At 69.2% G+C, this 26,996-nt stretch carries 29 protein-coding genes; 12 read left to right on the top strand and 17 right to left on the bottom strand.

Translation table 11 applies throughout. The features are described 5' to 3' along the window. Both AC5Y4Z_RS15365 and AC5Y4Z_RS15360 read right to left on the bottom strand, forming a co-directional pair. Window positions 1-666: a response regulator transcription factor gene (locus AC5Y4Z_RS15365; RefSeq protein WP_499965510.1), complete on the bottom strand. Its 666-nt coding sequence runs from the start codon at window positions 664-666 to the stop codon at window positions 1-3. Then, complete coding sequence (locus AC5Y4Z_RS15360; protein WP_499965310.1) at window positions 663-1,880, bottom strand: sensor histidine kinase; 1,218 nt, start codon at window positions 1,878-1,880, stop codon at window positions 663-665. The genes AC5Y4Z_RS15365 and AC5Y4Z_RS15360 overlap by 4 nt, the downstream gene beginning before the upstream one ends. Before the next feature lie 133 nt (window positions 1,881-2,013). Between AC5Y4Z_RS15360 and AC5Y4Z_RS15355 the strand changes: the two genes are divergently transcribed. Both AC5Y4Z_RS15355 and AC5Y4Z_RS15350 read left to right on the top strand, forming a co-directional pair. Beyond that, window positions 2,014-2,394, top strand: a complete 381-nt coding sequence (locus AC5Y4Z_RS15355; protein WP_499965309.1) for a hypothetical protein — start codon at window positions 2,014-2,016, stop codon at window positions 2,392-2,394. Further along, entirely contained in the window at window positions 2,387-5,239 is a 2,853-nt protein-coding gene (locus AC5Y4Z_RS15350) for an MMPL/RND family transporter (RefSeq protein ID WP_499965308.1), read from the top strand. Before AC5Y4Z_RS15355 ends, AC5Y4Z_RS15350 begins: the two co-directional genes overlap by 8 nt. Window positions 5,240-5,523: 284 nt before the next feature. On the opposite strand, the gene AC5Y4Z_RS15345 is transcribed toward AC5Y4Z_RS15350, so the two are convergent. Next, complete coding sequence (locus tag AC5Y4Z_RS15345; protein WP_499965509.1) at window positions 5,524-6,858, bottom strand: sensor histidine kinase; 1,335 nt, start codon at window positions 6,856-6,858, stop codon at window positions 5,524-5,526. A 273-nt stretch (window positions 6,859-7,131) separates the two neighbouring features. Here AC5Y4Z_RS15345 and AC5Y4Z_RS15340 point away from each other — a divergent pair, with 273 nt between their 5' ends. The 4 genes from AC5Y4Z_RS15340 to AC5Y4Z_RS15325 are packed head-to-tail and all read left to right on the top strand — an operon-like array spanning window position 7,132 to window position 11,188. Beyond that, entirely contained in the window at window positions 7,132-7,743 is a 612-nt protein-coding gene (locus tag AC5Y4Z_RS15340; RefSeq protein ID WP_499965307.1) for a TetR/AcrR family transcriptional regulator, read from the top strand. A 27-nt stretch (window positions 7,744-7,770) separates the two neighbouring features. After that, window positions 7,771-8,982, top strand: a complete 1,212-nt coding sequence (locus AC5Y4Z_RS15335) for an acyl-CoA dehydrogenase family protein (protein WP_499965306.1) — start codon at window positions 7,771-7,773, stop codon at window positions 8,980-8,982. A 35-nt stretch (window positions 8,983-9,017) separates the two neighbouring features. Further along, window positions 9,018-10,235: a GNAT family N-acetyltransferase gene (locus AC5Y4Z_RS15330; protein ID WP_499965305.1), complete on the top strand. Its 1,218-nt coding sequence runs from the start codon at window positions 9,018-9,020 to the stop codon at window positions 10,233-10,235. Continuing rightward, window positions 10,235-11,188 carry an NAD(P)/FAD-dependent oxidoreductase gene (locus AC5Y4Z_RS15325; RefSeq protein ID WP_499965304.1) on the top strand — a complete coding sequence of 318 codons (954 nt, stop codon included), beginning with the start codon at window positions 10,235-10,237 and terminating at the stop codon, window positions 11,186-11,188. The genes AC5Y4Z_RS15330 and AC5Y4Z_RS15325 overlap by 1 nt, the downstream gene beginning before the upstream one ends. Window positions 11,189-11,201: 13 nt before the next feature. Here the strand turns inward: AC5Y4Z_RS15325 and AC5Y4Z_RS15320 are convergent, their stop codons facing one another. The 8 genes from AC5Y4Z_RS15320 to AC5Y4Z_RS15285 all read right to left on the bottom strand — a co-directional run bounded on the left by AC5Y4Z_RS15320 (window position 11,202) and on the right by AC5Y4Z_RS15285 (window position 17,636). Next, window positions 11,202-12,317: an ABC transporter substrate-binding protein gene (locus AC5Y4Z_RS15320; protein ID WP_499965303.1), complete on the bottom strand. Its 1,116-nt coding sequence runs from the start codon at window positions 12,315-12,317 to the stop codon at window positions 11,202-11,204. A 16-nt stretch (window positions 12,318-12,333) separates the two neighbouring features. After that, window positions 12,334-13,122, bottom strand: a complete 789-nt coding sequence (locus AC5Y4Z_RS15315) for an ABC transporter ATP-binding protein (protein ID WP_499965302.1) — start codon at window positions 13,120-13,122, stop codon at window positions 12,334-12,336. Beyond that, a complete protein-coding gene (locus AC5Y4Z_RS15310; RefSeq protein ID WP_499965301.1) occupies window positions 13,119-13,943 on the bottom strand; it encodes an ABC transporter permease in 825 nt (274 codons plus the stop codon). Before AC5Y4Z_RS15310 ends, AC5Y4Z_RS15315 begins: the two co-directional genes overlap by 4 nt. Continuing rightward, window positions 13,940-14,767, bottom strand: a complete 828-nt coding sequence (locus tag AC5Y4Z_RS15305) for an ABC transporter ATP-binding protein (protein WP_499965300.1) — start codon at window positions 14,765-14,767, stop codon at window positions 13,940-13,942. Before AC5Y4Z_RS15305 ends, AC5Y4Z_RS15310 begins: the two co-directional genes overlap by 4 nt. After that, window positions 14,764-15,633, bottom strand: coding sequence for an ABC transporter permease (locus AC5Y4Z_RS15300; protein WP_499965299.1), 870 nt, complete (start codon window positions 15,631-15,633; stop codon window positions 14,764-14,766). Before AC5Y4Z_RS15300 ends, AC5Y4Z_RS15305 begins: the two co-directional genes overlap by 4 nt. Window positions 15,634-15,864: 231 nt before the next feature. After that, window positions 15,865-16,146, bottom strand: a complete 282-nt coding sequence (locus AC5Y4Z_RS15295; RefSeq protein ID WP_499965298.1) for a hypothetical protein — start codon at window positions 16,144-16,146, stop codon at window positions 15,865-15,867. A gap of 82 nt (window positions 16,147-16,228) precedes the next feature. Further along, window positions 16,229-17,266, bottom strand: coding sequence for an LLM class F420-dependent oxidoreductase (locus AC5Y4Z_RS15290; protein ID WP_499965297.1), 1,038 nt, complete (start codon window positions 17,264-17,266; stop codon window positions 16,229-16,231). 1 nt (window position 17,267) lies between these two features. Continuing rightward, window positions 17,268-17,636, bottom strand: coding sequence for a nuclear transport factor 2 family protein (locus AC5Y4Z_RS15285; RefSeq protein ID WP_499965508.1), 369 nt, complete (start codon window positions 17,634-17,636; stop codon window positions 17,268-17,270). Window positions 17,637-17,819: 183 nt separating this feature from the next. Here AC5Y4Z_RS15285 and AC5Y4Z_RS15280 point away from each other — a divergent pair, with 183 nt between their 5' ends. The 5 genes from AC5Y4Z_RS15280 to AC5Y4Z_RS15260 all read left to right on the top strand — a co-directional run bounded on the left by AC5Y4Z_RS15280 (window position 17,820) and on the right by AC5Y4Z_RS15260 (window position 20,515). After that, window positions 17,820-18,386 (top strand): PadR family transcriptional regulator, encoded by a 567-nt coding sequence (locus AC5Y4Z_RS15280; protein ID WP_499965296.1) that lies wholly within the window; start codon window positions 17,820-17,822, stop codon window positions 18,384-18,386. 63 nt (window positions 18,387-18,449) lie between these two features. Next, complete coding sequence (locus AC5Y4Z_RS15275) at window positions 18,450-18,668, top strand: acyl carrier protein (RefSeq protein ID WP_499965295.1); 219 nt, start codon at window positions 18,450-18,452, stop codon at window positions 18,666-18,668. A gap of 105 nt (window positions 18,669-18,773) precedes the next feature. Further along, the gene (locus AC5Y4Z_RS15270; RefSeq protein ID WP_499965293.1) at window positions 18,774-19,028 is read left to right on the top strand and encodes a hypothetical protein; all 255 of its coding nucleotides are present in this window, start codon (window positions 18,774-18,776) and stop codon (window positions 19,026-19,028) included. Between the two features lie 5 nt (window positions 19,029-19,033). Beyond that, entirely contained in the window at window positions 19,034-19,609 is a 576-nt protein-coding gene (locus tag AC5Y4Z_RS15265; protein WP_499965291.1) for a hemerythrin domain-containing protein, read from the top strand. A gap of 12 nt (window positions 19,610-19,621) precedes the next feature. Then, on the top strand, window positions 19,622-20,515 hold the full coding sequence (locus AC5Y4Z_RS15260; protein WP_499965289.1) for an SCO6745 family protein: 894 nt from the start codon (window positions 19,622-19,624) through the stop codon (window positions 20,513-20,515). Here the strand turns inward: AC5Y4Z_RS15260 and AC5Y4Z_RS15255 are convergent. Together AC5Y4Z_RS15255 and AC5Y4Z_RS15250 are read right to left on the bottom strand one after the other, a co-directional pair. Next, window positions 20,512-21,018, bottom strand: a complete 507-nt coding sequence (locus tag AC5Y4Z_RS15255) for a hypothetical protein (RefSeq protein WP_499965287.1) — start codon at window positions 21,016-21,018, stop codon at window positions 20,512-20,514. The two genes, AC5Y4Z_RS15260 and AC5Y4Z_RS15255, sit on opposite strands and share 4 nt — an antisense overlap. A gap of 124 nt (window positions 21,019-21,142) precedes the next feature. After that, window positions 21,143-22,039, bottom strand: coding sequence for a cyclopropane mycolic acid synthase family methyltransferase (locus AC5Y4Z_RS15250; protein ID WP_499965285.1), 897 nt, complete (start codon window positions 22,037-22,039; stop codon window positions 21,143-21,145). 221 nt (window positions 22,040-22,260) lie between these two features. Here AC5Y4Z_RS15250 and AC5Y4Z_RS15245 point away from each other — a divergent pair, with 221 nt between their 5' ends. Further along, window positions 22,261-23,619 (top strand): WS/DGAT/MGAT family O-acyltransferase, encoded by a 1,359-nt coding sequence (locus tag AC5Y4Z_RS15245; RefSeq protein WP_499965283.1) that lies wholly within the window; start codon window positions 22,261-22,263, stop codon window positions 23,617-23,619. Between the two features lie 15 nt (window positions 23,620-23,634). Here the strand turns inward: AC5Y4Z_RS15245 and AC5Y4Z_RS15240 are convergent, their stop codons facing one another. The 4 genes from AC5Y4Z_RS15240 to AC5Y4Z_RS15225 form a co-directional block, all read right to left on the bottom strand. After that, complete coding sequence (locus AC5Y4Z_RS15240; protein ID WP_499965281.1) at window positions 23,635-24,084, bottom strand: ATP-binding protein; 450 nt, start codon at window positions 24,082-24,084, stop codon at window positions 23,635-23,637. Between the two features lie 169 nt (window positions 24,085-24,253). Then, a complete protein-coding gene (locus AC5Y4Z_RS15235) occupies window positions 24,254-24,676 on the bottom strand; it encodes a nitroreductase family deazaflavin-dependent oxidoreductase (RefSeq protein ID WP_499965279.1) in 423 nt (140 codons plus the stop codon). Between the two features lie 100 nt (window positions 24,677-24,776). Then, complete coding sequence (locus tag AC5Y4Z_RS15230) at window positions 24,777-25,733, bottom strand: 2-hydroxyacid dehydrogenase (protein WP_499965277.1); 957 nt, start codon at window positions 25,731-25,733, stop codon at window positions 24,777-24,779. Between the two features lie 47 nt (window positions 25,734-25,780). Next, window positions 25,781-26,995 carry an NAD(P)/FAD-dependent oxidoreductase gene (locus AC5Y4Z_RS15225; RefSeq protein ID WP_499965275.1) on the bottom strand — a complete coding sequence of 405 codons (1,215 nt, stop codon included), beginning with the start codon at window positions 26,993-26,995 and terminating at the stop codon, window positions 25,781-25,783. Window position 26,996: the final 1 nt, after the last annotated feature.

The following is a 26,996-nucleotide window of genomic DNA, read 5'->3' as shown; positions in this document are numbered from 1 at the left end:
TCAGCGCGGGGCGACGACCCCGTTGTCGTAGGCGTAGACGATCGCCGCGGCGCGGTCGCGCAGGCCGAGCTTTCCGAAGATGCGGCCGATGTGGCTTTTGACCGTGACGCCCGAGATGCACAGCTCGTCGGCGATCTCGGTGTTGGACAAGCCTTTTCCGATCAGTGTCAACACGTCGAGCTCGCGGGCGGTGAGCTGCGCGATCTCGTTGCCCCGTTGTTCGACGGGGCCGGGGGCGGACTTGCGGTAGGTGGTCAGCACGCGCGAGGTGACCGCGGGATCCAGGTAGCTGTCGCCCCTGGCGACCGCCCGCACGGCGCGGATCAGCTCCTCGGCCGAGGAGTCCTTGAGCACGAATCCGGCCGCGCCGGCCCGCAGCGCACCGGACAGCAACTCGTCCTCGTTGAACGTCGTCAGCGCCAGCACCGGCGGCCCACCGGCCAGCCTGCGGGTGGCCTCGATACCGTCGACGCGTCGCATCCGCAGGTCCATCACCACGACATCGGGCCGGTGCTCGGCCACCGCCGCGGGCACCTCGTCGCCGTCGGCGCATTCGGCGACGACGACGAAACCGTCCTTGCGGCGCAGGATTCGGCGCAGCCCGGACCGAACCAGGTCCTGGTCATCGACCAGCAGCACTGCGATCTCGGCCGATGGGTCGATCACAGCTTGCACCAGGCCGGCCGCCATCCCGACTCACCCTCGTCGAGCGGGATGTCGGCGCGCACCGACCAGCCGTCGCGGGTGGGGCCGGCATCGATGACCCCACCCAGCAACTCCACCCGCTGGCGCATGCCGCGCAGGCCGCGCCCCTCCGCGGAAGGCGCGGCAGCCACCACGACCGGCATGCGATTGTCGACGACGAGGCTCGCCATTGTCGCCGAAACATCGAGTGTCACGGTGGATTTCGAATGCGGCGCGTGTTTGGCGATGTTGGTCAGCGATTCCTGGGTGATGCGATATAGCGCCAGGCCGACCGCGGCGGAGACGCGTTCGGTGGGTCCGTCGCCACGCAGGGTGACGTCGAGGCCGGCCCGCGCGAAATCCGTGACCAGGACGCCGATGTCGTCGACGCCGGGTTCGGGCGTGGTGTGCGCCGATCTGGACGGTGAGCTGTCGAGCAGGCCGACGGTGCGGCGGATGTCGGCCATCGCCTGCCGGCCCAGTCGCTCGGCCTGTTCGAGCGCCTCGACCGCGTCGTCGACGTCGCGGTCCTGCTGCAGCGCCCGCCGGGCGCCGGTCACGTGCAGCAGCGTGATGCTCAGCGAGTGGGCGATGACGTCGTGAACTTCGCGGGCGATGCGCCGCCGCTCGTCGGCCGCGGCGTGTTCGGCCAGCGCCTCCTGCGTCCGCCGCTGCTCGACCAGCAATACCTGCTGGGTGTTGAGCAGGTAGCCGACCAGCCAGCCGACCGCGGCCATGCTGACATACAGCGCGACCGCATCCAGGCGGTGCAGCCCGGCGGCGGCAAGCATGAGCGCGGCCGCCGACACGGTGGCCAGAAATCCGGCGACGGCGTTGGTTTGTGCGCCCACCACCCCGACCATCAGCACGAGCAGCAACGGCGCGCAGTCGGCGGGTATGGGCGTCGACGTCGCGAACAACATCGTCGCGGTGGCCGCCGACCAGCAGCCCCAGATCAATGTGGGGCTGAATTTCATGTTGAAGAAAAAGAACATCAGCAGCGGCAAGACGGCGATCAAGGACGCCACCAGTGCGGCGGGCAGATCGGCGGCGGGCCGCTGCAGAGTCGAGATCACCCCGCCGATCACCACGAGGAGATCGGTCGTGATCACGAACGACCACGGCATCTCGAGCGGAATCAGCTCACCCCGTTGGCGAAGCCGCTTCCGCACGAAGCTCAGTGCGCCACCCGGCATCGTCCAATCGTAGAAGAGCCCGGCTTCCGGTCACATCATGCCAAGGGCGGCACCGGTCTCCGCCCGTGGTAGGAGGAAAAGACTGCACTTCGGCACGACGCGCGGGAGGCGCCCGCTTTCCTACCGTCGAGTCATGACATGGACACTGCTGCACGACCGCATGGCCTTCATGGCCGAAGTCATCAAGGTCGCCGACAGCGATCCCGAGGCGGCCCTTGCGTTGATCGACAACTCCGCCGAGGTGTTGCGGCTGTTCGGCGACGAGGAGGGATTGCTGCTGTCGCTCGGGCAGCGCTGGATCACCATGCTGGTGGCCAAGCTGGATCAGGCGGCCCACGAGGGTGCGCCGGCCGAGCAGGTGCACGCCGACCTCGTGGCCGCCGAGCCCGGGCTGCACGCGCTGGTGCAGCTGGGCTCACGCCGGTCGCTGCGGGTGCGGTCGCTGATCCGCGGTGAGCACGTCGCGGTGGGCCTCTTCGGCGGGCCCACCGGCGGTCGGCAGACCGTTGCGTGACCGGCTGGGCGCCATCGCGCGCCTGAGCGGCCGCTATGCGGCCCTGATCGCGGGCCTGTGGATCCTGGCGGCCGCCGTCGCCAATGTGGCGGTGCCGCAACTGGAGCGGGTCGTGGACTCCCACGCCCGCACGTTCATGCCCGCCGACGCCGCGAGTTCGGTAGCCGCCGCGCGCGCCGCGGAGCTGTTCGCCCAAAAGCCCAGCAACAACTTCGTTTACGTAGTGCTGGAACGCGATCAGCGGCTCGCGCCGGCCGACCGCCGGTTCTACGACGCGTTGACCGCATCGCTGCGCTCGGATGGTCGGCACGTGTACGCGGTGACCGACCTGTGGTCGCAGCCGGCCACCGCCGCGGGCGCCCAGAGCGCCGACGGGCGGGCGGTGAGCGTGATGGTGCGGCTCGCCGGAATGCTCGGCACCTCACAGGCCCGCGATTCGGTGAACTCGCTGCGCGCCACCGTGGCCAAACTGGCGCCGCCCCCGGGGCTGCGCGTCCTCGTCACGGGGCCCGGCGCCACGATTGTCGACGAGTTCGCCGCCATCGATCGGCAGATGCTCACGATCACCGCCGTCACCGTCGGCCTCATCCTGGTGTTGCTGCTGTTGGTGTACCGATCCGCGGTCGCCGCGGCGATCCCGTTGACGTCGGTGGGCATCGCCCTGGCTCTGGGCCGGTCGGTGACCGCGGCGCTCGGCCAGGCCAATGTGGTTGAGGTGTCGCTGTTCTCGGTCGCGCTCATGGCGGCGATGACGCTGGGCGCAAGCACCGACTACGCGATCTTCCTCATCGGCCGCTACCACGAGGGCCGGCGCCGCGGCGTGGCACCGAACCGGGCGCTGCTCGAGGCCTACCGTGCCGTCGCGCCGGTGGTGATCGGTTCGGCGCTGACGGTGTCGGCCGCGCTGGCGTGCCTGGGCTTCGCCGAGGTCGGGATGTTTCGCAGCGCCGGGATTCCCTGTGCCATCGCGATTCTGGTGACGATGATCGCCGCGCTGACGCTGACGCCGGCGCTGATGGCCCTGGCGCTGGGCCGCGGGTATCTCGAGCCGCGGTCGTCGACGACGTCGCGGCGCTGGCGGCGCGTCGGGGCCACGGTGTCGCGTTGGCCCGCACCCGTCCTCGTCACCGCCGGCGGGTTGACCCTGCTGGTGGCGTTGCCCCTGGCCGGCATGCGGGTGGGCTGGAACGAACCCGCCGCCACGCCGTCGGCCGCGGAGTCCAGTCGCGGCTACGCGGCCGGCGACCGGCACTTCGCGCCCAATTCGCTGCTGCCCGACGTCGTCACCGTCCAGGCCGACCACGACCTGCGCAACCCGGCCGGCCTGATCGCCGTCGAGCGAATCACCCGCAGAGTCATGGCGATACCGGGTGTGCGCAGGGTGCAGTCCGCCAGCCGCCCCGACGGCACGGTCCCCGACCAGGCGACGCTGACGTATCAGACCGGCGTGCTCGGCCGTCAGGTCGGCGACACCATCGACACGCTGGCCCAACGGCTGGGGCGGATCGCCGAACTCGACGGGGCCCTCGCCCAGGCGCAAACCGCGGTGGACGCGCTGGGCGGCGGATTGCGCGGCGGCAGTTCGGGATTGGCGGACATGTCCGCGGCCGCCGACGACATGCGCGCCGGCATGGACGGCGTGCAACGCACAGTCACGACGGTGTCGGGCTACCTCGACCCGCTGCGCGGCTTCGTCGCGCGAACCCCGGACTGCGCCGCCAACCCGGTGTGTTCGACGGTCGACCGCGTGCTGCAACCCGTCGACACCCTCGTGCAGACCTCGACGCGGCTCGGTGACGGCGCCGCGAAGCTGACCACCGGGTCCAGCGCGGCCGCCAACGCGATGGCCGGCCTACCGGCTACCGTGGCGACGATGAAAGACGCGCTGGGACAGGCGCGGTCGGCCACCCGCGACCTGCTGGGCCTGAGCGATTCGCTCGGGCCGCGACTGCACCAGCTGACCGACTACCTGAACGAGATCGCCACGCAGTTCCAGGGCAGCGCCGCGGCCGGCTTCTACCTGCCGCAGCGGGCGTTCGCCGACCCCCGGTACAACGCGGTGCTGCAGCAGCTGATGTCGGCGGACGGGCGCGCCACCTACCTGCTGGTGTACGGCGACGGGCAGGAGTGGGGCGGCGACGGCGCCGCGCGGGCCGCGCAGGTGCGGGCGGCGGTCAAGGAAGCCACCAAGGAGGGCACGCTGACGCCGACCGGCGTCGATCTGGCCGGCGTCGGGCCCGTCACGGCCGACCTGCAGCGGTTCGTCGCGCGCGACACCTCGTTGCTGGTGGGCGCCGCGCTGGTCCTGATCTTCTTGATCGTCGCGGGGATGCTGCGCAGCCCGGTGGCCGGGCTGGTCGTCGTGGGGACCGTCGTCGCATCCTTCGCGTCGGCGCTGGGGGCGAGCGTGCTGATCTGGCAGCACCTGCTGCATCACAACCTGCACTGGGCCGTCGCGCCCATCGCGTTCATCGCGCTCATCGCCGTCGGCGCGGACTACAACCTGCTGCTGGCGCTGCGGATCAAGCACGAGGCGACCGCGGGGATCAAGACCGGGATCGTCCGCGCGTTCGGCGGCACCGGTGGCGTGGTCACCACCGCCGGCATCGTGTTCGGGCTCACCATGCTGGCGTTGCTGGGCAGCAGCGTGCTCAGCATCGCCCAGATCGGCACCACCATCGCGGTCGGGCTGTTGATCGACACACTGGTGGTGCGGGCCTTCGTCGTCCCGTCCATCGTGGCGCTGCTGGGGCACTGGTTCTTCTGGCCAGGTGGGCGTCCCCGGCGTGTTGTCGCACCGACGAAAGCTTCCGAACGTCAACTTGTTTCGATGAGATCGGTGTAGTTGTCAGGCCGTCGCCAGATTGGATTGCAGTGTGAATCCTGGGCTTTCGGTGTGAATCCTGGGCGGAGAAATCGCCGAGATCCCGCCCTCCGCTCACACTCAAAACCGCAGGCTCACACTAGAAGCGCCAGACGCACAAAGGGCCTAGTCCCGCCCGCGTCGCTAATTCGGATCCGGCGTGAATGCTGGGCTTCCGGTGTGAATCCCCGGCGGCGAAGTCGCTCGGATCCCGCCCTGCGCTCACACTCAAAGCCGTAGGCGCACACTCGAATCCGTGGCCGAGGTTAGGCGGCCGCCGGGCCGCGGCCGTCGCCGGCCAGCCGCAGCAGCAGGCGCGTGCCCCCGAGCGGACTGGAGTGCAGGGACGCCGTCCCGCCGTGCAATTCGGCCTGCTGGGCCACGAGCGCCAGGCCCAGCCCAGACCCCGAGCGCGAGGCGGTGGACCCGCGCGAAAAGCGTTCGAAGACCGCCGCGCGTTCGGCTTCGGGGACCCCGGTGCCGTCGTCGTCGATCGTGATTTCCACGCCTTCGCCGGAACTTCCCACGGCGAGGCGGATTTCGGTGGCGCTGCCATGCTTGACCGCGTTGGCGATGGCGTTGTCGATCACCAGCCGTAGCCCGGTGGGCAGCCCGACCATCAGCACCGTGGGCGACGGCACCAGCGACACCTCCACCCCCGGATAGATGCGCAGCGCGTCGTGGGCGGCGCGATCCAGCAGTTCGGTGATGTCGAACGGGACGAAGTCGTCGACCGTGGTCAGCTCGCCCTGCGCCAGCCGTTCGAGCGCCGTGAGCGTCGCCTCGATGCGGCTCTGGGTGCGGATGACATCGCCGATGACCTCCTTGCGTTGCTCCGCGGGAATCTCCAAGGTGGACAACACTTCCAGGTTGGTGCGCATGGCGGTCAACGGGGTGCGCAGCTCATGCGAGGCGACGGCGGCGAAATCGCGCGCCGACTCGAGGGCCGCCTTGGTGCGCTGCTGCTCGTTGCCGATGCGGGCCAGCATGCCCTCGACCGCCTCGGCGATTTCGACGGCCTCACGCACGCCGCGGACCTGGACCTCGTCGGGGCTGGACTGCGCGTTGATGGCGCGGGCCTGCTGGGCCAGCAGCAGGAACGGGTTGACCATGATCAGCGAGATGAACCACCCGACGATCACGGTGCCGCCGATGACGCTGCCGCAGATCAGCAACACCCGCAGGTGCAGCTGGTTGATGCGGTGTTGCGCCTCGGCCAACGGCGCCGCGAGCGCGATCGAGGCCGGCCCCGCGGTGAAGGTCCGGACGCGGTACTGCACACCATCGATGGTGGTGTTGGCATACCCGTTGGGAAGTTTGGGCAGCACGAGGTTGCGGGGAACGGAGACGGTCACATCGCCGATGCGGGCGGTGCGCACCAAATTGCCGTCCGGCATTGGGCGATCGGGGTTGGTCAGCTGCGCGCTGTTGATCAGCGTGTTGATGTCGCCCAGGCTGCTCACCGAATCCAGCCGGCGGTCGAGCTGGCTGTACTGGTCGTTGGTGACGCCGATCCACACCCAAGCGCCCAGCAGGACAACGAGGGTGATCACCGAGAGCGCGGCGACGATGACGATGGTGCGCAACGACAGCACCCGCATGGGCAGCTGCACGTGGCGGGACAGGGGGTTATCGAGCGCCACGGGTCACCGGCTTGAACATCGGACTCAGGATATATAGGCGCTATGCGCCGAACGAATATCGGCGCGATGTCGGAGCGCCTCGTCGCGCCGAGCGTGAAATTACGGCGAATTCCGGCGCGATTTTTCGCAGCAGGTTCACACTCGGCGTCGATCGCGCATGCGCTGCCGGTGGCTGTGAACTGCGCGACACTCCCTTGGCCACGGCCGTGGTGAGTGAGTACTCTCTCACCTATGCAGCCCTCGGGACGTGACCGGCTCCTGGCAGCGGCGTTGAAGCTGTTTGCCGACAAGGGGTACGCGGCCACGTCGGTGGCGGACATCCAGCGGGCATCCGGGCTCGCGCCGGGTTCCGGCGCGCTGTACAAGCACTTCGGGTCCAAGCGGGAGCTGCTGGAGGCCGCCGTCGCGCACCGCACCGACAGCATCGTGGCCGCCCGCGAGCAGTACGACGCCGGGGCGCCGGGCAGCGTGGAGCAGGCGGTGCGCACCGCCGGCCAGCTGATCTGGAACAACCTGACCCAGAGCGAGGATCTGCTCAAGGTCATGCTGCGCGAACCCGACGAGCTCGGCGACCTCGACGAGAAGACCTGGCAGGTCATCACCGACAACGCCTATCAGCGGTTCGCCGACGAACTGGCCGCGTCCAATCGCTCCGGTCGCACCAGCATCCCGGATCCCGAGGCGGCCGCGGCCGTCGCGATCGGGTCCCTGTCCTACGCCGCGACGCTGCAGGCCCTGACCGGCCGCCTGCCCGGCAACATCGACGACCAGCGCTACTTCGAGGCGTGGGTCCAGCAGACGCTCGGTGCCCTCGCACGGCACACCAACGCCAGAAGCCATTGATTCCCAACCTATTTCAGGAGAATTTTCGTGTCGTTTTCACTGCAACTCAGCGACGATGTGATCGAGGTGCGCGATTGGGTGCACAAGTTTGCGGCCGAGGTGATCCGCCCCGCGGCGTCGGAATGGGATGAGCGCGAGGAAACTCCGTGGCCCGTCATCCAGGAGGCCGCCAAGGTGGGCCTGTACTCGCCTGACTTCTTCGCGCAGCAGGCGGCCGAGCCGAGCGGTTTGGGCTTCCTTACCACGTTCGAGGAGATGTTCTGGGGCGACGCCGGCATCGCGCTGTCCATCCTGGGCACCGGGCTGGCCGCGGCGGCGTTGGCGGGCAACGGGACTCCCGAGCAGCTGGGCCGCTGGCTTCCCGAGATGTTCGGCACGGCCGACGAGCCCAAGCTCGGCGCGTTCTGCTCGTCGGAGCCGGACGCGGGTTCTGACGTCGGCGCCATCCGCACGCGGGCCCGCTACGACGAGGCGGCCGGCGAATGGGTCCTCAACGGCACCAAGACCTGGGCGACCAACGGCGGCATCGCCAACGTGCACATCGTGGTGGCATCGGTCTATCCCGAACTCGGCGCCCGCGGCCAGGCCACGTTCGTCATCCCTCCGGACACCCACGGGCTGTCTCAGGGACAGAAGTTCAAAAAGCACGGGATCCGTGCGTCGCACACCGCCGAGGTGGTGCTCGACAACGTCCGGCTGCCCGAGGACACGATCCTGGGCGGCCGAGAGAAGTTCGAGGAACGCATCGCCCGGGTCAAGTCCGGCGCCTCGTCGCGGGGACAGGCCGCGATGAAAACCTTTGAGCGCACCAGGCCCACGGTCGGCGCGATGGCCGTCGGGGTGGCGCGCGCCGCCTATGAGTACGCCCTCGACTATGCCTGCCAGCGCGAGCAATTCGGGCGCAAGATCGGCGAATTCCAGGCGATCGCGTTCAAGCTGGCCGACATGAAGAGCCGCATCGACGCGGCCCGCATGCTGGTGTGGCGGGCCGGCTGGATGGCGCGCAACAACCAGAACTTCGACTCGGCCGAGGGCTCGATGGCCAAGCTCGTTGCCAGCGAGACCGCCGTCTACGTCACCGACGAGGCCATCCAGATCCTGGGCGGCAACGGCTACACCCGCGACTACCCCGTGGAGCGGATGCACCGCGACGCGAAGATCTTCACCATCTTCGAGGGCACGAGCGAGATTCAGCGCCTGGTGATTTCGCGGGCGCTGACCGGGCTGCCGATCCGGTAGAGCCCGGGCGCGCCGCACGCGACATGATGGGCGGCATGAGCACCGACATTCGCGTTCTCGACGGCGAGGACGAGCTCGTCGCCGCGGCCAACGTGTTTCGCGCCGCGATGGTGGGGTTCCCGCCGCTGTCGAACCTGGCGCCGGGCCGGATCAGCACGCTGCTCGAACCGGGCCGCACCATCGGGGCGTTCGTCGGGGAACAACTCGTGGGCACCGCCGACGCCGTGACGAGCGGGCTGACGCTGCCCGGCGGCGCCATCGTCGGCCACGCGGCCGTGACGCACATCGGGGTGCTGCCGTCGTTCACCCGGAAAGGCATCGCCACCGAGTTGATCCGCCACCAGTTGCGCGACTTCAGCGCCCGCGGCGAGGTGGTCGCGACGCTGCGCGCCTCGGAGGCGACCATCTACGAGCGCTACGGCTACGGCGTGGCGAGCTCGTCGCAGACCGTGGAGGTCCGGACGGCGCGGGCGACGCTGCGCCCCGGGGTCGGCGCCGGCGGTCCGGTGCGCCTGCTCGACGTGGGCGAGGCGTGGGACGTCCTGCCGCGCGTCTACGCCGACAATCGTCCGTCCCGCCCGGGAACCATCGACCGCCCGCAGGCGTGGTGGCAGGCCGTGCGGATGCGCGCCGAATCCTCCCCGGGCCCTGCGTATGTCGCGGTGCACGGCGAGCCCGGAGCCGAGTCCGGATTCGTCCGTTACCGCCCCGTCGACACCGACGCGTGGTTCGTCAGCGACCAGCGCGCCATCGCGGTCGAGGACTTCTTCGCCCCCACCGCGGACGCCTACCTGGGGCTGCTGCGTTTCTTGCTCGGTCTCGATCTCATCGACCGCGTGGTGTTCTGGATGCTGCCCCTCGACGACCCGCTGCCCTGGCTGCTCGTCGATCGGCGGGCCGCGCGGGTCACCGCGGTGCACGACGAAACGTGGCTCCGCGTCGTCGACGCGCGAAAAGCGTTGGCGGCGCGCGGATATGCCGGCGACGGCGCGGTGACGATCGCCGTCGATGACCCACTCCTGCCGGACAATTCGGGCACCTTCACCATCGGCGCCGACGGCGCCGAACCGACGGACCGGCCCGCCCGGTTGCACACCGGCGTCGAGGGGCTGGGCGCGGTCCTGCTCGGCGGCACGACGTGGCACAACCTCGCAGTCGGCGGGCTGGCCCGGGCCGACGACGCCGCGGCGCTCGCCGTCGCCGATCGCCTTTTCGCGGTGCCCGAGGCGCCGCACGCGGGGTTCTTCTTCTGATGATCTTGATCGTCGGGGCGGGTATCTGCGGCCTTGCGGCCGCCTACGAGCTGTCGCGCCGGGGCGAGCGTGCGATGGTGCTCGAGCGCGGCCGGCCGTTCGGCGAGCTGTCCGCCGGGCTGGCACGCATCTTCCGCATCGCGCACCGGCGCCCGGCGCTGTGCCGGCTGGCGACGCGGGCCCGCGACGGCTGGCTGCGCTGGGAGGCCGAACTGGGGGCCGGGCGCCTGCTCGGCACCGAGGGCTTCGTCGCCGCGGGTGACCCCGAAAGCACCGCCGCGGCAATGTCGGCCGCCGGCGCCGACTTCTCGTGGCTCGACCGCTCGGGGATCACCGCCCGCATTCCCTTCGTCGTCGCGCCATGGGAAACCGCGGTGTTCGATCCGCTGGGCGGCAGCCTGCGCATCCGCCGCGCGCTCGACGCCCTGGCACGCCGGGTCGATATCGTTGCGGGCGAGGTCGTTTCGGTCGCCGACGACGGCGCGACCACGCTCGCGGGCGGCACGATCGTGCGCGCGGACCGCGTGCTGATCTGCGCGGGTGTCCGGACGCCGGCCCTGTTCGGGCCGCTCGGCGTCGAGTTCGTCCCGCACACCCGCTTCACCTACGAGGGCGCCGCAGACACCGCGGCCGGCGCCGCGTGCCTCGCCGCGCCCGAGGGCTACGGGTTGCCGCTCGGCAGCACGGGCCGCTGGGCGTTCGGGCAGGAGGTGCCCGACCCCGCGGCGGTGCGCGCGCTGTTCCCGTCGCTTTCGCCGGTGGACCGGGTGGACTGCTTCTCGGTTCGCGCCCCGTGGCTGGACTCCGGCGGCGACGGCTGGACGGTGGCGCGGCGCGGCCGCGTCGTCGCGTTCGTGGGCAGCAACCTGATGAAGTTCGGGCCCCTGCTGGGCGAGTTGCTCGCCGACGCCGCGCTGAGCGGCGAGCCACCGGACGAGCTGACGCGAATCTAGGTGCGGTCGCGCCCTATTGCGCCTTGACGAATCCGACGCCGACCGCCGCGCTGGCTCCCGCCTCGCGCAGCACCGCGCCGGCCGCATCCGGTTGGACCGCGCCGTCGGGCAACGTGGCGGTCGGGATGGCCTTGATGCGGTAGAGAAAGTCGGTGGCCGCCTTGATCAGGTCGGCGCTTTCACCGATCGGCGCGAACGGCAGCCGCAGCCGGATCCCGTCGGGGCTGCCGCCCTGCTTGACGGGCCACCTGCGGTAGAGCGAGTCCCGCAGGTCGGCCGGCGAGTAGCCCTCGGTCTGGCTCTGCGCGATCCGCGTGATCTCGTCGGCGTTCGCCGGGTCGGCGAGAAAACGCTGCGCATCCAGCTCCGCTTTCAGCCAGCTCTTGGCGATGTCCGGGTGCTTGTCGGTGAACTCCTTGTCCATCACCAGGAATCCTCCGTCGTGCTGGCCGGTGATCGCGCCGCTCGCAACGCGTTTCGCCAACCCGGAGTTGATCAGCTTGGACGGCACGGGTTCCCACACGATGGCGGCATCGATGGTGTGGTTCTGGAAACTGGAGGTGATCACTTCGATGCTCTGGTTGAGGTAGGCCGCGGGTTTGACGCCCAGCGCATCGAACGTCGCCTGCGCGATGCGATCGGTGCAGCTGCCTTGCGGGGTGGCGACGGTCTTGCCGTTGAACCAGGCCAGGGCGTCGCGTTGATTCGCGAAGTTCGGCGCGTCCGGTCGCACCAGGAAGACGCCGCACTGGTCTTCGGAGAGCCCGAGCGTCGCCACGATCCGCAGGTCGCGCGCGCTTCGTTTGCTCACCCCGACGATCGAGGGCATGTCGCCGACGTACCCGATCTGTTGCTTGCCGGCCAGCAGCTGGCTCACCACGATCGACCCCTGGAGCCCGACCTGGAAGTCCACCGTCGAGCCGCTGGGCAGGTATTTCTTCCAGAATTCCTTGGCCCGCATGACCACTCCGGACCAGGCCTCCGTGTAGTACGGCTGGTAGCCGACGGTGAGGTGCACGGCTCCGCCGCTCGAGACGATGTCGTTGCCCCCGATGTGGCCGACCGCGGCGCAGCCCACGGCGGCCAGCATCGTCGTCACGGCAACGGCGAGCGTGTTTTTCAGTCGCATCGGCGTCTTTCTGTCGTCAGCGGTGTTGGGGTGTCGGGGCGCGCAGCAGTTCCACCGCGCGCTCCTTGATGCGTTGCAGGCGTTCGTCATTGAGCACGTCGAGGCGCCGCCGCGGGCGGGGCAGCGTGATGGCGAACTCGTCGCGCACCCGGGCGGGCCGTCCGGTCATCACCAGCAAGCGGTCGGCGAGCAGCAGGGCCTCGTCGACATCCGTGGTGATGAACAGGACGGTCCGCCGCTGTTCGGCGAGAAGTTCGGCCGTGTACTCCTGCATCAGTTCGCGGGTCATCGCATCCAAACCCCGAAATGGCTCGTCGAGCACCAGCACCGACGGCTCGTTGATCAGGGCGCGGGCCAGTTCGGCGCGCCGGCGCATGCCCCCCGAGAGCTCGCCCGGATACCGGTCGGCGAAGTCCGCCAGTCCCACCCGGAACAAGATGGCGTCCGCGCGCCGGCGCGCTGCCGCGCCGCCCTCGCTGCGGGCGCGCGGCCCGAACATGACGTTCTCGACGGTCGTCAGCCACGGCATCAACGCGTTCTCTTGAAAGAGCAGCAGGCGTTCGGCCGAAGGACCATTCACCTCCCGGCCGTCGACCGCGACGAGACCGCTCGAGGGCCGGTGGTAGCCGGCCAGCAGGTAGCCGATGGTGGTCTTGCCGCCGCCCGACGGGCCGATCATCGCGACGATCTCACCGGGCGCCAGGCCGAACGAACAGTCGTCGACGACCTGCACGATCTCCCGGCCCGTGCGGACCTCGAGGGAGACGCGGTCAAAGAGGACCGTTCCGGCGCGACTGTCGCTCATGATGCCACGCGCCGCCACGGCATCAGCCGATTTCCCAGCCACCGCACCAACCCGCTGGAGAGGTAGCCGGCGATGCCGAGGCTGACCATCGCCACGACGACCCGCGGTAAGTTGTTGCCCTGGTAGGCATTCCAGACGAGGAACCCCAGGCCGCCGCCGCCCGACTGCTGGCCGCCGCCGGAGATCAGTTCGGCGGCGACGACGACCTCCCAGGTGATGCCCATTCCGACCGCCGCCCCGGTCACCAGCGAAGGCAGCAGCGCGGGCAACAGGACGCGCCGGAAGATACACGATCGGCTCGCACCCATCGATCGCGCGGCCAGCACGTGGCGGTGGTCGATCTCCCGCACACCGTCGACGGTGTTCAGCACGATGGGAAACAGCGCGCCGAGAAAGGTGACGAACGTGATCGACAGCTCCTGGGTCGGCCAGAAGATGATCGCGATCGGCACCCAGGCAAGTGGCGGGATCGGCCGCAGGGATTCGAACACCGGGAAGACCACGCGTTTGAACCAGGGGCGGGTGGCCATCAACAGTCCCAGCGCGCCGCCCACCAATAGCGCCACCGCGAAGCCGGCCAGTACCCGTTGGAAGGACAGCGACCAGCTGCTCCAATATCCGGGGCTGCCAGCAAGTTTCAGGAAGTCGACGACGACGGCCGACGGGGGCGGCAGCTGCCCGATCAGCGGGACGGCGATGCCGGTCCAGTCGTCCAGCCGGGTGGCGATTTGCCAGGCCGCCGCGAACAGGACAATGCCGATCGCGCCGCGCTTGAGCGGGGTCGTGTCCACCTCGTCGGTTCGTCTGCGCAGCGTCGTCATCGCACCAGTTCCCGCTCACCCGCGTCGAAAGCGCGCTTGGCCTCGTCGCGGACGGACTCGGACACCTGGCCGACGAGTTCGCGGAACCGTGGCGCGGTGACCAACCGACGAACCCTGGGGCGCGCGAGGTCGATGTCGATCGTGGTCTTGACTCGACCGGGCCGGGTGGTCATGACGGTGACGCGACTGCCGAGATAGACGGCCTCCTCGATATCGTGGGTGATGAAAAGCACTGTGACGGTGGAGTTGTCGTAGAGCTGCAGCAGCGCGTCGTGCATCGAGGACCGCGAGATGGCGTCCATTCCGCGGAACGGCTCGTCGAGCAGCAGGACAGCCGGCTCCATCACCAGCGCGCGCAGGATCTCGACGCGGCGCTGCACGCCGCTGGACAGCTCGCCCGGGTAGCTGTCCGCGATGTCGCCCAGCCCGGCCCCCCGGAGGCGCTGCAGCGCGATGCCCGCGGCGTCACGGCGGTTTACCCGCCCCTGCGCCGCGAGGCCGTAGCCGACATTCTCGGCGACGGTGAACCACGGAAACAGTGTGCTGTCCTGGAACGCGACGACCCGGTCGGGACCTATCCCCGCGGTGGGCCGGCCTCGGTCGCAGAGCAAGTGACCGTCCAGGTCGATGCGTCCCGAGGTGATGTCGGTGAATCCGGCGATCGCCGCGAGAAGGGTGCTCTTGCCGCATCCCGACGGCCCGACGATGACGTGAAGTTCACCGGCCGCGATGTCGAGGCTGAAATCCTGCACCGCGACGACCGGGGTGCCCCTGGTCCGGTACGCCTTGCCGACGGCATCCAGGATGACGTTGCCGCCGCTCATGATCGAATGCTCCGCGCCCGGTACGCCATCAGGCGATTGCCGACCACGCGGATCAGCGCGCTGCTGGCGAAGCCGACCAGGCCGAGCGTGATCATCGCGATCACGATCGTCGGGTAACGGGTCGTCGTGTACGAGGCGTTGATCAGATACCCGAGGCCGAACTGACCGGCGATCATCTCGCCGGCGACCAGTGAGAACCACGCGACCCCCATGCCGATCTGCAGGCCGGTGAAGATGTACGGCAACGCGCCCGGAATCACCACGGTGCGCAGCACCACCGTGGGGCCGGCGCCCAGGCACTGCGCCGCCCGGATCAGGTTCTTGTCGATGGAATGGACCCCGAGCAACGTGTTCAACGTGACCGCGTAGAACGCGGCGAGGTACGTCAGGAAGATGACGGACCCTTCCCGGGTGTGAAACATCAGCATTGCCAACGGGACCCACGCCAGGATGGGGATGGGGCGTATCAGCTCGAAGACCGGAAACGCATACTGGCGAAATCGCGGCGCCCAGCCCAGCAGCAGGCCGAGCGGGATCCCGGTGCACAGCGCCGCGGTGAAGGCGATGGCCACCCGCCTAACGCTTGCCCAGATGTGCTCGTAGTAGGACGCGGTGAACAGCGACGTGCCGTAGGACGGATTCGGGCTGAGCCATTCGCGGATCACCTCGGTCGGGCCGGGGATGCCCCGAAACCTCGGCAGCTGCAGCACATCGACGGTCAGATACCAGCTACCGACGAACAGGGCGAAGCCGAGCAGCGCCAACGGTATGGCCGGCAACAGGATTCGGCCGCGTTTCGGTCTCGGCTCGATTTCCGCGGTCCGGGCAGCGGTCAACGGAATCGTCTCGGTAGAAAGGGCGCTCACGAGCTACCTTTCTGGGAGCAACCCCTGAAGTCCGGCGCGGGAAATTCGCTGTCATCATTTCCGCGCGGGTATCGCGGCGCAAGAATATTGATCGCGTTGACCCGAAACCCGCTTCACCGCGAGTCGTCTCGGCGATCGCGCCTGGCGCCTCGCCGAACGTGCAACCAGGGCGACAAAACCTTGAATCCGCCGCTAGATTCTCGCCCTGACTGCACGCTCGGCGAAGCGGGGTCAGCCGTGGGGTGCCTCGGAGATCTTGGTGTCCGGCTTGCCCACCGTCTGGCAGTACGTCATCGCCGACAGCCGGGTGGCCGTGATCTCGACGTTGGTCGGGTCGGAGCCGCTCTTGTCCTTGAGCATCTTGCTGATCTCGTCGTTCTGCTTCTTCTCGTCCTGCGTGGTGAAGTCCTTGCACTTGGTGTCGCCACCGGTGTTGATCACCTGTGAGGCCGAACACGCGCCGGACAGCAGCGCGGCGGTCGCGATCGTGGCCACGGCGATTCGCTTCATCATTTGCCCTCCTGGGTCGCGGTAGTGGTATCAGTTCACCCAATCGGGCCCATTTCAAACCTCGACGCGGTTTGCGGCGGTGCGGTCAAAGCAGCTGGCGCAGCGCCTCGATCAACTTGATGCGCTCGGCGGGCGTGCCCGCGATGGGTGCCACGTTCAGGGTGGTGACGCCCGCCTCCCGGAACGCCGCCAAGCGTTCCCTGACGAACTCGCGGGAGCCGATCAAGTTGACGTCGCGCACGAGTTCGTCGGGCACGACCTTGGCCGCGCCGTCCTTGTCGCCGGCCAGGTAGAGCTCCTGAATCCGGTCGGCTTGAGGGCCGTAGCCGTACTTGGTGGCCAGCGTGTGATAGAAGTTCTTGCCCTTGGCGCCCATCCCGCCGATGTAGAGCGCCAGGTGCGGTTTGACGAATTCGCGTAGGGGCTCGACGTTTTCGCCGATGGCCAGGACCGGGCCAGCATACACTTCGAGCTTTCCCAGCGCGGGGTCGCGCTTTGCCTGGCCGGCCGCCAGCGCCTGCCCCCAGACGTCGCGCGCCTTCTCCGGCAGATAGAAGATCGGCTGCCAGCCCTCGGCGACCTCGGCGGCCAGCTCGACATTCTTGGGTCCCAGGGCGGCCACCAGTATCGGGATGCGTTCCCGCACCGGCCGATTGATCAGTTTGAGCGGCTTGCCCAGCCCGGTGCCCCGCTCGGCGGGCGACGGGATCGTGTAGTGCTTGCCCTGATGTTGCAGCGTCTCGCGTCGCCACACCGCACGGCAGATGTCGATGACTTCGCGGGTGCGCCCGATCGGCGCGTCGTAGGGCACCCCGTGGAAACCCTCGATGACCTGGGGCCCGGAGGCGCCCAGTCCCAGCGTGAACCGGCCGTCGGAGACGTAGTCGAGTCCGGCGGCGGTCATCGCGGTCAGGGTCGGCGTGCGGGTGTAGAGCTGCAGGATGCCCGAGGCCAGCTCGACCCGCTCCGTGCTCGCGGCCAGGTAGCCCAGGGCGCTCACCGCGTCGAACGAATACGCCTCGGGGACAAAGACAATGTCGAGCCCCGCGCGTTCCAGGTCGGCCACTTCGGCGGCGACCTCCTTGAACCCGCCGGCGTAGTTGATGCCCAACCCGATCCGCATCTCAGGCGCCCGCGAACTGGCCGGCGAGCTCGACGGCCTCTTGTTGGATGCGGTCGAACTGGGCGCCCATCGCCTCCGCCAGGGCCTTGGCCCCCGACAACGGCCGCACCATCACCATGAAGTCGTCGATCAGGCCGTCGTCGTCGAAGTGCAGGAAGTCGCACCCGGTGAGCGTCACGCCCGGCACCCCGGATATGCAGGTCTCGAATACCAGCGCGTGGTCGCGCCCGCCGGGGTTGGCGATCTCACGGACGTAGCGAAAGTCCTCGAACACCCGCATCACACCGCGCAGGATCGCCGCGGTGATCGGCTTGCCGACGTAGGGCTTGAACGCCACCGGGCTGGTGAACACCACGGTGTCGGCCAGCATCGCCTGGATAGCGGCCTCGTCGCGGGCCTCGACCGCTTGGCGGAAAGGATGCTTTGTACTCACCGGACACCTCGCAATAGCCAACTTGTTGAGTAGGTCTGATTGACGCTAGGGCCTGCCCGGGTGATATGTCGATGTGCGATTAGTCACTTTGTTGTCTATTCGCATAGTTATACTGGCGCGGTGTCGCTGCGTGACGCCGTGCTGGCCGCCCTGCTCGAGGGCGAGGCCTCCGGGTATGACCTGGCCAAGGGCTTCGACGCCTCGGTAGCGAACTTCTGGATGGCCACCCCGCAGCAGCTGTATCGCGAACTCGACCGGCTCGCCGACGAGGGCCTCATCCAGGCGCGGGTCGTGCATCAGGAACGCCGGCCGAACAAACGCATGTTCTCGCTGACCGATGCCGGCTACGCGGCGATCCGGCGGTTCACCGCGACGGCGCCCAAACCGTCGGTGATCCGCGACGAGCTTGCGGTCAAGGTGCTGGCCGCCGACGCGGGCGACGCCCGAGCCGTCCGCGAGTTCATGGTCGAGCGCCTGCAATGGGCGAAGGCCAAGCTGCAACGCTACGAGAGGATGCGGGCTCGCATGCTCGACGGCCGCGGTGAAGACGACTACCTGGCCCAGACCGAGCGCGTGGGTCCCTACCTGACGCTGCTGCGCGGAATTTCGTTCGAGGAAGAGAACATTCGGTGGGCCAAGCGCGCGCTGGCGATCCTCGAACGCCGCGTGCCGCCGCCGCCCGTTTAGCCGCGGTGCGTGCGGGTAGGCCTCCCCGGACGTACATCGGTATGGAGTAGAGGGAGGATTGCAATGGCGACGGGGGAAACCGGCTTCGACGACGTGGCATACGACCTTGTTTCGGTGCAGTACCACTCGCTGAAGGCCGGACACGACTACGGACAGTACGTGCGCGACGCGAAGAACGCGGGCCTCGACGACGTCGCCTCGTTCTTCGAGGACGTCATGGCCGAGGATTCCAAGCGGGCGCACCGGTGCCACGAGCTACTGGCACAGCTGACGACCAAATAACCTCAGTTCATCCCGGATCAGGCGGCGCGGCAAGGGGATTGACCGCCCGCCCGGGCGGGCCCGGGTTTGCCGCCGGTGCCGTCGGGCATCGGCTACCGTCGAGGCATGACTGAAATCTCCGGCAACGACCGAATCGACGACGTCACGCCCGGCGACATCATCGCCGTCGACCGCGGCGCCGGCGCACAGCCGTGCAAGGTGGTGTTCAAGGACCGCACCGACGACCGATACCTGGTCACCCTCGAAGCCGACGGGGGCGAAACCTTCCAGCTCGACCTGGCGCCCGGCACCACGGTCACGAGATCGCTCGCGTCGAAATGGGGGTCCGCGCAAAGCCCCACACCGCACCGAGAACACTGACGCGCATGGCTGACATCACCGTCCTGATCCGGGCCGACCATGACTGGTTTCGCGAGCAGTTCGCCCGCCTGGACTCGCTGCGGGCCAAGCCACCGGTCGACGACGCCGCGCTCGAGCGCGTATGGCGCCCGCTCGCCGAGAAGCTCGACGTACACGCCTACATCGAGGAGAAGATCTTCTACCCACAACTGCTCAAGCGCGGCACCGACGATCCCGAGGGCGAGACGCTCGATGCAATCGGTGACCACAACGACATTCGCGACGGGGTGCGCGACGCCGACGCGGCCCCGGTCGGCGCCGACGAGTGGTGGGCGGCGGTCGACCGAACCCGTTCCGCCAACGACGAGCATATGAGCGAGGAGGAACGCGACGGGTTGCCGGACTTTCGCCGCAGCGCCCCGATCGGCCTTCGTGAGGCGCTCGGGCGCCAATACAGCGAGTTCATGGCCGAGCATCCCACCACCGAGGGGTTGCCGATCGTCGACCGCGACCCGGAGGGCTACGTCGAAAGCGTGGAGGACGCCCCGCCGCCCCGGCGCACCGATTTTTCGCTTCGCATCGGCAGCCTGAAAGGCCAGTGAGCCGTGGCGAGCGTGCGCAGAGAACCGGAATTGGCGCGGCGGTTTTTCGATCGGTACGAGCCGGTGCACGCCGTCACGTACTTCGCGCCGGAAGCGCGGGCGGCGCTGGACGCCCTGGGTTATCGAGGCTTCTGGATGGGCTACTTCGCCGCGCGGTCGGCGCCCCTGGGCACCGTGCCGCGCGAGCTGGTGACCGCGGTCTTCTATAACTTCGCCCCCGAGCGAGTCGCCAAGGCGCTGCCCGCGGCGTGGGAGATCGCCGGTCCCGACGCCGCGCTGCGCGCCCGGCAGGAATCCGCGGTGGCGGCGCTGCGCCGCTACGGCATCACCGCGGACGACAACGTCGCCGTCGCAGCCGAATTGGCGGGCAAGGCGGCGCGGCGAGCGCCGCTGGACGGACGACCGCTGTTCGCCGCGAACCTGGCGCTGCCCTGGCCGGAGGATCCGCTGGCCGCGCTGTGGCACGCGACCACGCTGCTGCGCGAGCAGCGCGGCGACGCGCACGTGGCCGCCCTGGCCGCCGCCGGCATCTCGGGGCGGGAATCCAACTTGCTGCACGCCGCGGCCGGCCGAATCGGGCGCGACTACATCGCCCGCACCCGCGACTACGACGAAGCGGCGTGGCGTCACCACGAACAACGCCTGGCCGAGCGCGGGCTGCTCGACGACGACGGATCGCTGACCGCGCGAGGCCGGGAGCTTAAGGACGACATCGAGTCGCGCACCGATGCGCTCGCCCTGTCGGCGCTCGACGCGCTCGGCGACGACGAGGTGGAGGCGCTGTTCCAGGCGCTCACCCCGATCACCCGGGCCGTGGTCGCCAGCGGCGATGTACCCGCCGCCACGCCGATGGGCTTGCGTCGCGACGACTTAGCCGACGGCAGCGCGCATCTGATCGGCGGCTAGCGCTGCGCGCCGGCGGGCTCGGCGGTAACCGGTTGTGTGGCAGGGTAATCCATCGGCGGCCCGGAGCCGTTGGACATGTCACGGTCGGCCACCGCGGTGGCCAGCGCGGTGCCGTTGCGGATCGTACCGACGATGTCGACCCGGTCGTTGACCGCGAAATGTGAAGTGGCCGCGGCGTGTTGGCTGCCGCCACGAGTGATCAGCGCGGTGTTCGGGGTGAACAGATAGGTCTGGGTGTACCCGTTGGCGCTGCGCGCGGTGACCGAGTCCGCCGACACGGCGACGATCGTCCCCTGCTGCCGCACCGGCTGGGAGACCGGCGCCGGTTCCAAAGTCCCCACTACCGTTGGCTTTTCGGGGGCCGCGGTGAAGAGCAACGCCGTTAGGGTCGCCGCGCACAGCAACGCGGCGACGACGATGTCACATGCCGCCGCGGCAGCGGCCACCGCGCGATGCGCACCCCGATCGGTCGGCGGCCGTCTTTGCTCAGCCGGTTCGGTCATGCGGTGCTTGGCGCCCACGGTCGTTCCTTCCGGCGGTTTCGCGCCGAAGCGACCCGGCACCTACCGCATCAGGTGGTTGCTCGTGGTGTTACCCCCGGCACCGGCCGGGTAAACAGCGCGCCGCTCAGCCCTTGGCGAGCGTGAATTGCGCGACGTCGGTGTAGCCCTCGCGGAACAGCTCGGCGCAACCGGTCAGGTACTTCATGTACCGGTCGTAGACCTCCTGGGACTGAATCGCGATGGCGTCGTCCCGCCGCTCCTGGAGGGCGGCGGCCCAGGTGTCCAGCGTGCGGGCGTAGTGCAGCCGCAACGGCTGGACGCGCCGGACTTCGAAGCCGGCGCGCTCGGCGTGCTCGACGACGGTCTTGGCGTTGGGCAGGTCCCCGCCCGGGAAGATCTCGTCCATGATGAATTTCATGAACCGCAGCTTGGTCATGGTGATGGGCAGGCCGCGTTCGGCGAACTCCTCGTCGCTCGGCTTGATGATGCTGTGCAGCAGCATCACGCCGTCGGCCGGCAGCGCCTGGTAGGCCATTTTGAAGAAGTCGGTGTAGCGGTCGCGCCCGAAATGCTCGAAGGCGCCGATCGACACGATGCGATCCACCTCGGCGCCGAACTGCTCCCAGCCCTGCAGCAGTACCCGCTTGCTTCGTCCGCTCGGGTGCGCGTCGAGGCGGCGCTGCACGTGCGCCTGCTGGTTGCGGCTCAGCGTCAGCCCGACGACGTTGACGTCGTAGCGCTCCAGCGCGCGAACGACCGTCGTGCCCCAGCCGCACCCGATGTCGAGCAGCGTCATGCCCGGCTCCAGACCGAGCTTGCCCAGCGAGAGATCGACCTTGGCGAGCTGCGCCTCCTCGAGCGTCATGTCGTCGCGCTCGAAATAGGCGCAGCTGTAGGTGCGCGTCGGGTCCAGGAATAGCGCGAAGAATTCGTCGGACAGGTCGTAGTGCGCCTGGACGTCCTCGAAGTGCGGCTGCAAGCTGACGGCTTCGCTGTGATTTTCGGGCTTTCGAACTTGCAAGGCACAACCTTCGATGTGGATTTTCGGGGGTCTTTTCGTGGACTCAGCTGCGCTGCTCGAAGCCGCTCGACTGTCTGGGCGGCCAGTCTACCGGCCGGGTGGCGTGCCCCGAAATCGCGATTCGTGCGCCCATTCGGGTGTGGGCTCCCCCCGCGGTGGCTAAAGGGACATAGGGGCTGTTTCGAATGGGCGGTACAGCCGGACGAAATGAGGTCGACGCCATGGAACCGATATCGCCGACGGATGCGCTGTTCCTCATCGGCGAGTCACGTGAGCACCCCATGCACGTGGGGTCGCTGCAGCTGTTCGAGCCGCCCGAGGACGCCGGGCCGCACTTCGTCCGCGAGTCCTACCAGGCGATGCTGGAGTGCACGGACGTGCAGCCGACGTTCCGCAAGCACCCCGCCTTCTTCGGCGGCCTCACCAACGTCGCGTGGTCGTTGGACAAGGACGTCGAGCTCGACTACCACCTGCGCCGCTCGGCCTTGCCGGAGCCCGGCCGCGTCCGGGACCTGCTGGAATTGGCTTCCCGGCTGCACGGCAGCCTGCTCGACCGGCACCGACCGCTGTGGGAAGCGCACCTCGTCGAGGGCCTCGAGGACGGGCGGTATGCGGTCTATACGAAGTACCACCACTCCCTGATGGACGGTGTCTCCGCGATGCGGCTGATGCAACGCGCCTTCACCCCCGATCCGGCCGACGACGAGGTTCGGGTGCCGTGGGGCCTGGCGCCGCGCAAGCGCCGGGAGGGGCGCGAGCGCCCGTCGCTGCTGGATCGGGCCGGCCGCACCGCGGGATCGGCGCTCGCGTTGGCGCCGTCCACGCTCAAGCTCGCGCGGGCCGCGCTGCTCGAGCAGCAACTGACGCTGCCGTTCCGGGCGCCCCGCAGCATGTTCAACGTCCGGATCGGCGGCGCCCGACGGGTGGCCGCGCAGTCCTGGTCGCTGGAGCGCATCAAGGCGGTCAAGTCGGCCGCCGGCGTGACGGTCAACGACGTGGTGCTCGCCATGTCCGCGGGGGCCCTGCGCGCGTACCTGCTCGACCAGAACGCGCTGCCGGACGAGTCGCTGACCGCGATGGTGCCGGTCAACCTCCGCAAGGACGACGACGACCGCGGCGGCAACCTGGTCGGCACCTTCCTGTGCAACCTGGCGACCCACCTCGACGACCCGGCGCAGCGGCTGGAGATCATCAGCTCGTCGATCCGCGACACCAAGGGGGTGTTCCAGCAGCTGCCCCCGGTCCAGCAGCTGGCCCTGTCCGCGTTCAACATCGGCGGGTTGTTCTTCGGGCTCATCCCCGGGTATCTCTCGGCCGCCTCGCCGCCGTTCAACATCGTCATCTCGAACGTCTCGGCCGGCCCGTCGGACCCGGTGTACTGGCGTGGTGCCCGCCTGGACGGCAACTATCCGCTGTCGATCCCGCTCGACGGCCAGGCCGTCAACATCACCGTCACCAACAACGCCGACAACCTCGACTTCGGCCTCGTGGGCTGCCGGCGCAGCGTCCCGCACCTGCAGCGGCTGCTCGGCCACTTGGAGACGTCGCTGAAGGACTTGGAGCGCGCCGTCGGCGCGTGAAAACGCCTGCGCGCGTTAAACGTTCGCGTGTTCCTTCGGCGCCGTGGTCGTGTAGGCCAGGCAGACCGTGGTGCCGCTGGGCCGGGCGTTGATCGTGCAGTGATCGGCGAGGGCATGCATCAACATGATCCCGCGCGACGCCTCGGGGTCGCTCGGCTTCTTCGGCAGGTGCCGATGCCAGCTGCCCCGGTCGCTGACGCACACGCTGATCGACCGCGCGGCGGGATCGTGGCGAACGTGAAGCTCCATGGTCCCGACGGTGCGGTGGGTTCGGTACGCATGCTCGACGCAATTGGCAAGCGCCTCACTGGCGCCCAACACGATGTCGTCGCGAACGTCCGCGGATACTTCGGTCGACTCCTGCAGCCAGCGTCGCAGGGCGCGGCGCAGCTCCGCCGCAGTGACGGCATCGGCCGCCCCGGCGCGCGTGAATCGCGCCGGCGTCAGGTGCGCGTCTGCCGTCATGGTGGATGGCATACCCAGTTCCGGTCCTGGCGATAACCCCGTGCGCGTCTCGCTTCGGTCACTGATCCGGAGCGGTTGTCGGAATCATCACGAGAAGCGCTGACTACCCAATAATTTGCGCGCCACGCGTCGGCGGCGTGTGACGTCCGCCATATGCCAACGGGATCGGTTATTCCAGCACGAATACCGGGATCTGCCGCGCCGTCTTGGTCTGGTATTCGGCGTATGGCGGGTAGGCCGCCACGGCCAGCTCCCACCACCGCTCTCGCTCGGCGCCGTCCAGCTCGCGTGCGGTGAGGGCGACCACTTTGTCGCCGTCCTGCACCGTCACCGCCGGGTTTGCCCGCACGTTGAAGTACCACGAGGGATGCTCGGGGGCGCCGCCCTTCGACGCCACCATCGCGTAGCGACCGTCCTTCTCGACCCGCATCAACGGCACGTACCGCCGCTTTCCGGACTTGGCCCCCGTCGTCGTAATCAGGACGATCGGCCGGTCGAGGATTTCGACGCCGTCGGTCGTGCCCTGCTGCAGGATTCGTTCGGTCTGCTCACGCACCCAGTCGGTGGGGCTCAGCTCAACGCGGTCGGTCATGGCCGTCTCAACGCCGGGGCCCGGCCAGTCCATTCCCGTCGCCGGTTATCTCGGTTGCTTCACCGGTGACGGACCCACGGTGGATTTGTCACGTGAAGAATTAAAGCAACACCGGCGTCACCAGTTTCCCGGTGGCGAGGTAACTGTCGAGGTTGCGGATCGCGAGCTGCGCCATCGCCTTGCGGGTCCGGGCCGTGGCGCTGCCGATGTGCGGAAACAGCACCACGTTGTCCAGCTCCAGCAGCTCGGCCGGCACGTGGGGTTCGTCGGCGAAGACGTCCAGCCCCGCCCCGGCCAGCGCGCCGCCGGCAAGCAACTCCACCAGCGCCTCCTGGTCCACGACGCTGCCGCGCGCGATGTTGATCAGGTAGCCCTCGGGGCCCAGCGCCTCGAGGACGGCGCGGTCGACCAGCTTCCGCGCCCCGTGATCACCCGTCGTGGCGACCACCAGAACGTCGACCGACTCGGCCAACCTCGCCGGCGACTCCGCGTACCGGTACGGCGACCCCTCGACCCGGCGGCGGTTGTGATAGGCGATGGCACAGTCGAATCCGAGCAGCCTGGTCGCGATGGCCGAACCGATGCGCCCCAGGCCGAGGATCCCGACCTGCAGGCCGCTGACGTCCCGGGCGTACGGGAACTGGCCGTCGCGCGCCCATCGCCCCGCCCGCACGTATCGGTCGGCCGCGCCGAAGCGGCGCAGCGTCATCAGGATCAAGCCCAGCGCCGTATCGGCGACGGTGTCGGACAACACGTCCGGCGTGTTACTCACGGCGATGCCGCGGCGCCGCGCCGCCTCGAGGTCGATCGCGTCCACCCCGGCGCCGTTGTTGACGATCGCCTCCAGGTTGGGCAGCGCCGCGATGGTGGCGGCGTCCATGCCGGGGTGGCCCGAGGTCACCACGACGCGGATGCCGGCCGCGTGCTCGGCCAGGAACCGGGCGCGTCGCGCGCCGTCGGGCAGCGTGGGGATGTCGTATCGCGTGGCCAGCTCGTCGGCGAACGTCGGTTCGAACTCGCCGACCCGCAGCACGGCGTTGGTCTTCGTCACCGTCACGCGTCCATCATCCCGGCGGGCCCGGAACCCCGCGGTGTGGATCCGCGTCAATTCGCGCGGGCGGGTGGAAACGCGGCGCGCTTGGCGATGGCGTCGCGGTAGGCGTACACCCGGTTCGGGATCGTCCCCAGCACGGCGACGGTGCGCCCGTCTCGTCCGTAGGCGGCGACGAATTCCCATCCGTCGGGATCGCCCTCGACGACCTCGAGCGCGTCGTACTCGGTTGGGACACCGAGCATCTGCACCTTGACGTCGTACTGATCGGACCAGAAGTACGGCACCTGGTCGTAGGTCTCGGCCGCGTCGGGTCCCGCGAGCAGCGTCCGGGCGGCGGCCGCGCCCTGACGTCCGGCGTCGTCCCAGTGCTCGGTGCGCAGGTGCCGCTCGTACAGCGGGTGCCACCAGCGCGCGACGTCACCGGCGGCGACCACGCCGACGTCCTCGGCCGCCCCCTCGGCCGTGCCCGTGGCGTCGCAGACCACCCCGTCGTCGATGCGCAAACCCGAGCCGTCGAGCCAGTCGGTCGCGGGCGTCACGCCCAGGCCGACGACCACGAGGTCGGCGGGCACCTGCGAACCGTCGGTGAGCCGCACCGCCTCCACCCGGCCGTTGCCGACGAAAGTGTCGACGCCCACGCCGACGCGCAGGTCCACGCCGTGCCGGCGGTGCAGGTCGGCCCAGCGCGGCGCCAGCTCCTTGCCCAGCGCGGCCAGCAGCGGGCTGGTGGCCTTCTCCACCAGCACCACATCCAGCCCCATCGATCGGCAGCTCGCGGCCACCTCGGCGCCGATGAATCCGCCCCCGACCACGACCACCCGCGGCCGTGAGCCGAGCCGTTTTCTGATGGCCAGGCAATCCTCGACGGTGCGCAGCAGCAGCACCCCGTCCGGAACGGGCCCGCCCGGCCATTCCCGCGGGACCGCGCCGCTGGCGATCACCAGCCCGTCGAAAGGCATTGACAGCTCTCGGTTTTCGTCGCGCAGGTGGACGATGCGCGAGGCCAGGTCCAGCTTGGTCGCCGCAGCGCCCCGCAGTACGCGCGCCTCCATGTCGAACTGTGGCGCCAGGTCGACCCCGGCCCGGTGTACCTCGCCGGTCAGCAGCTTCTTCGACAGCGGCGGGCGATGGTAGGGGGCCTGCCGCTCGGCGCCCACGATCGTCAGGGCACCGTCGTAGCCGTCCTGCCGCAGCGCCTCCGCCGCGCGCGTGCCCGCGACGCCGGCGCCGACGACCACCACCTCTTTGAGTTGACGACGCGGCATC

This window comes from Mycobacterium sp. NGS63 (assembly GCF_059812295.1).
This window is presented reverse-complemented; position numbering and strand designations above follow the sequence as displayed.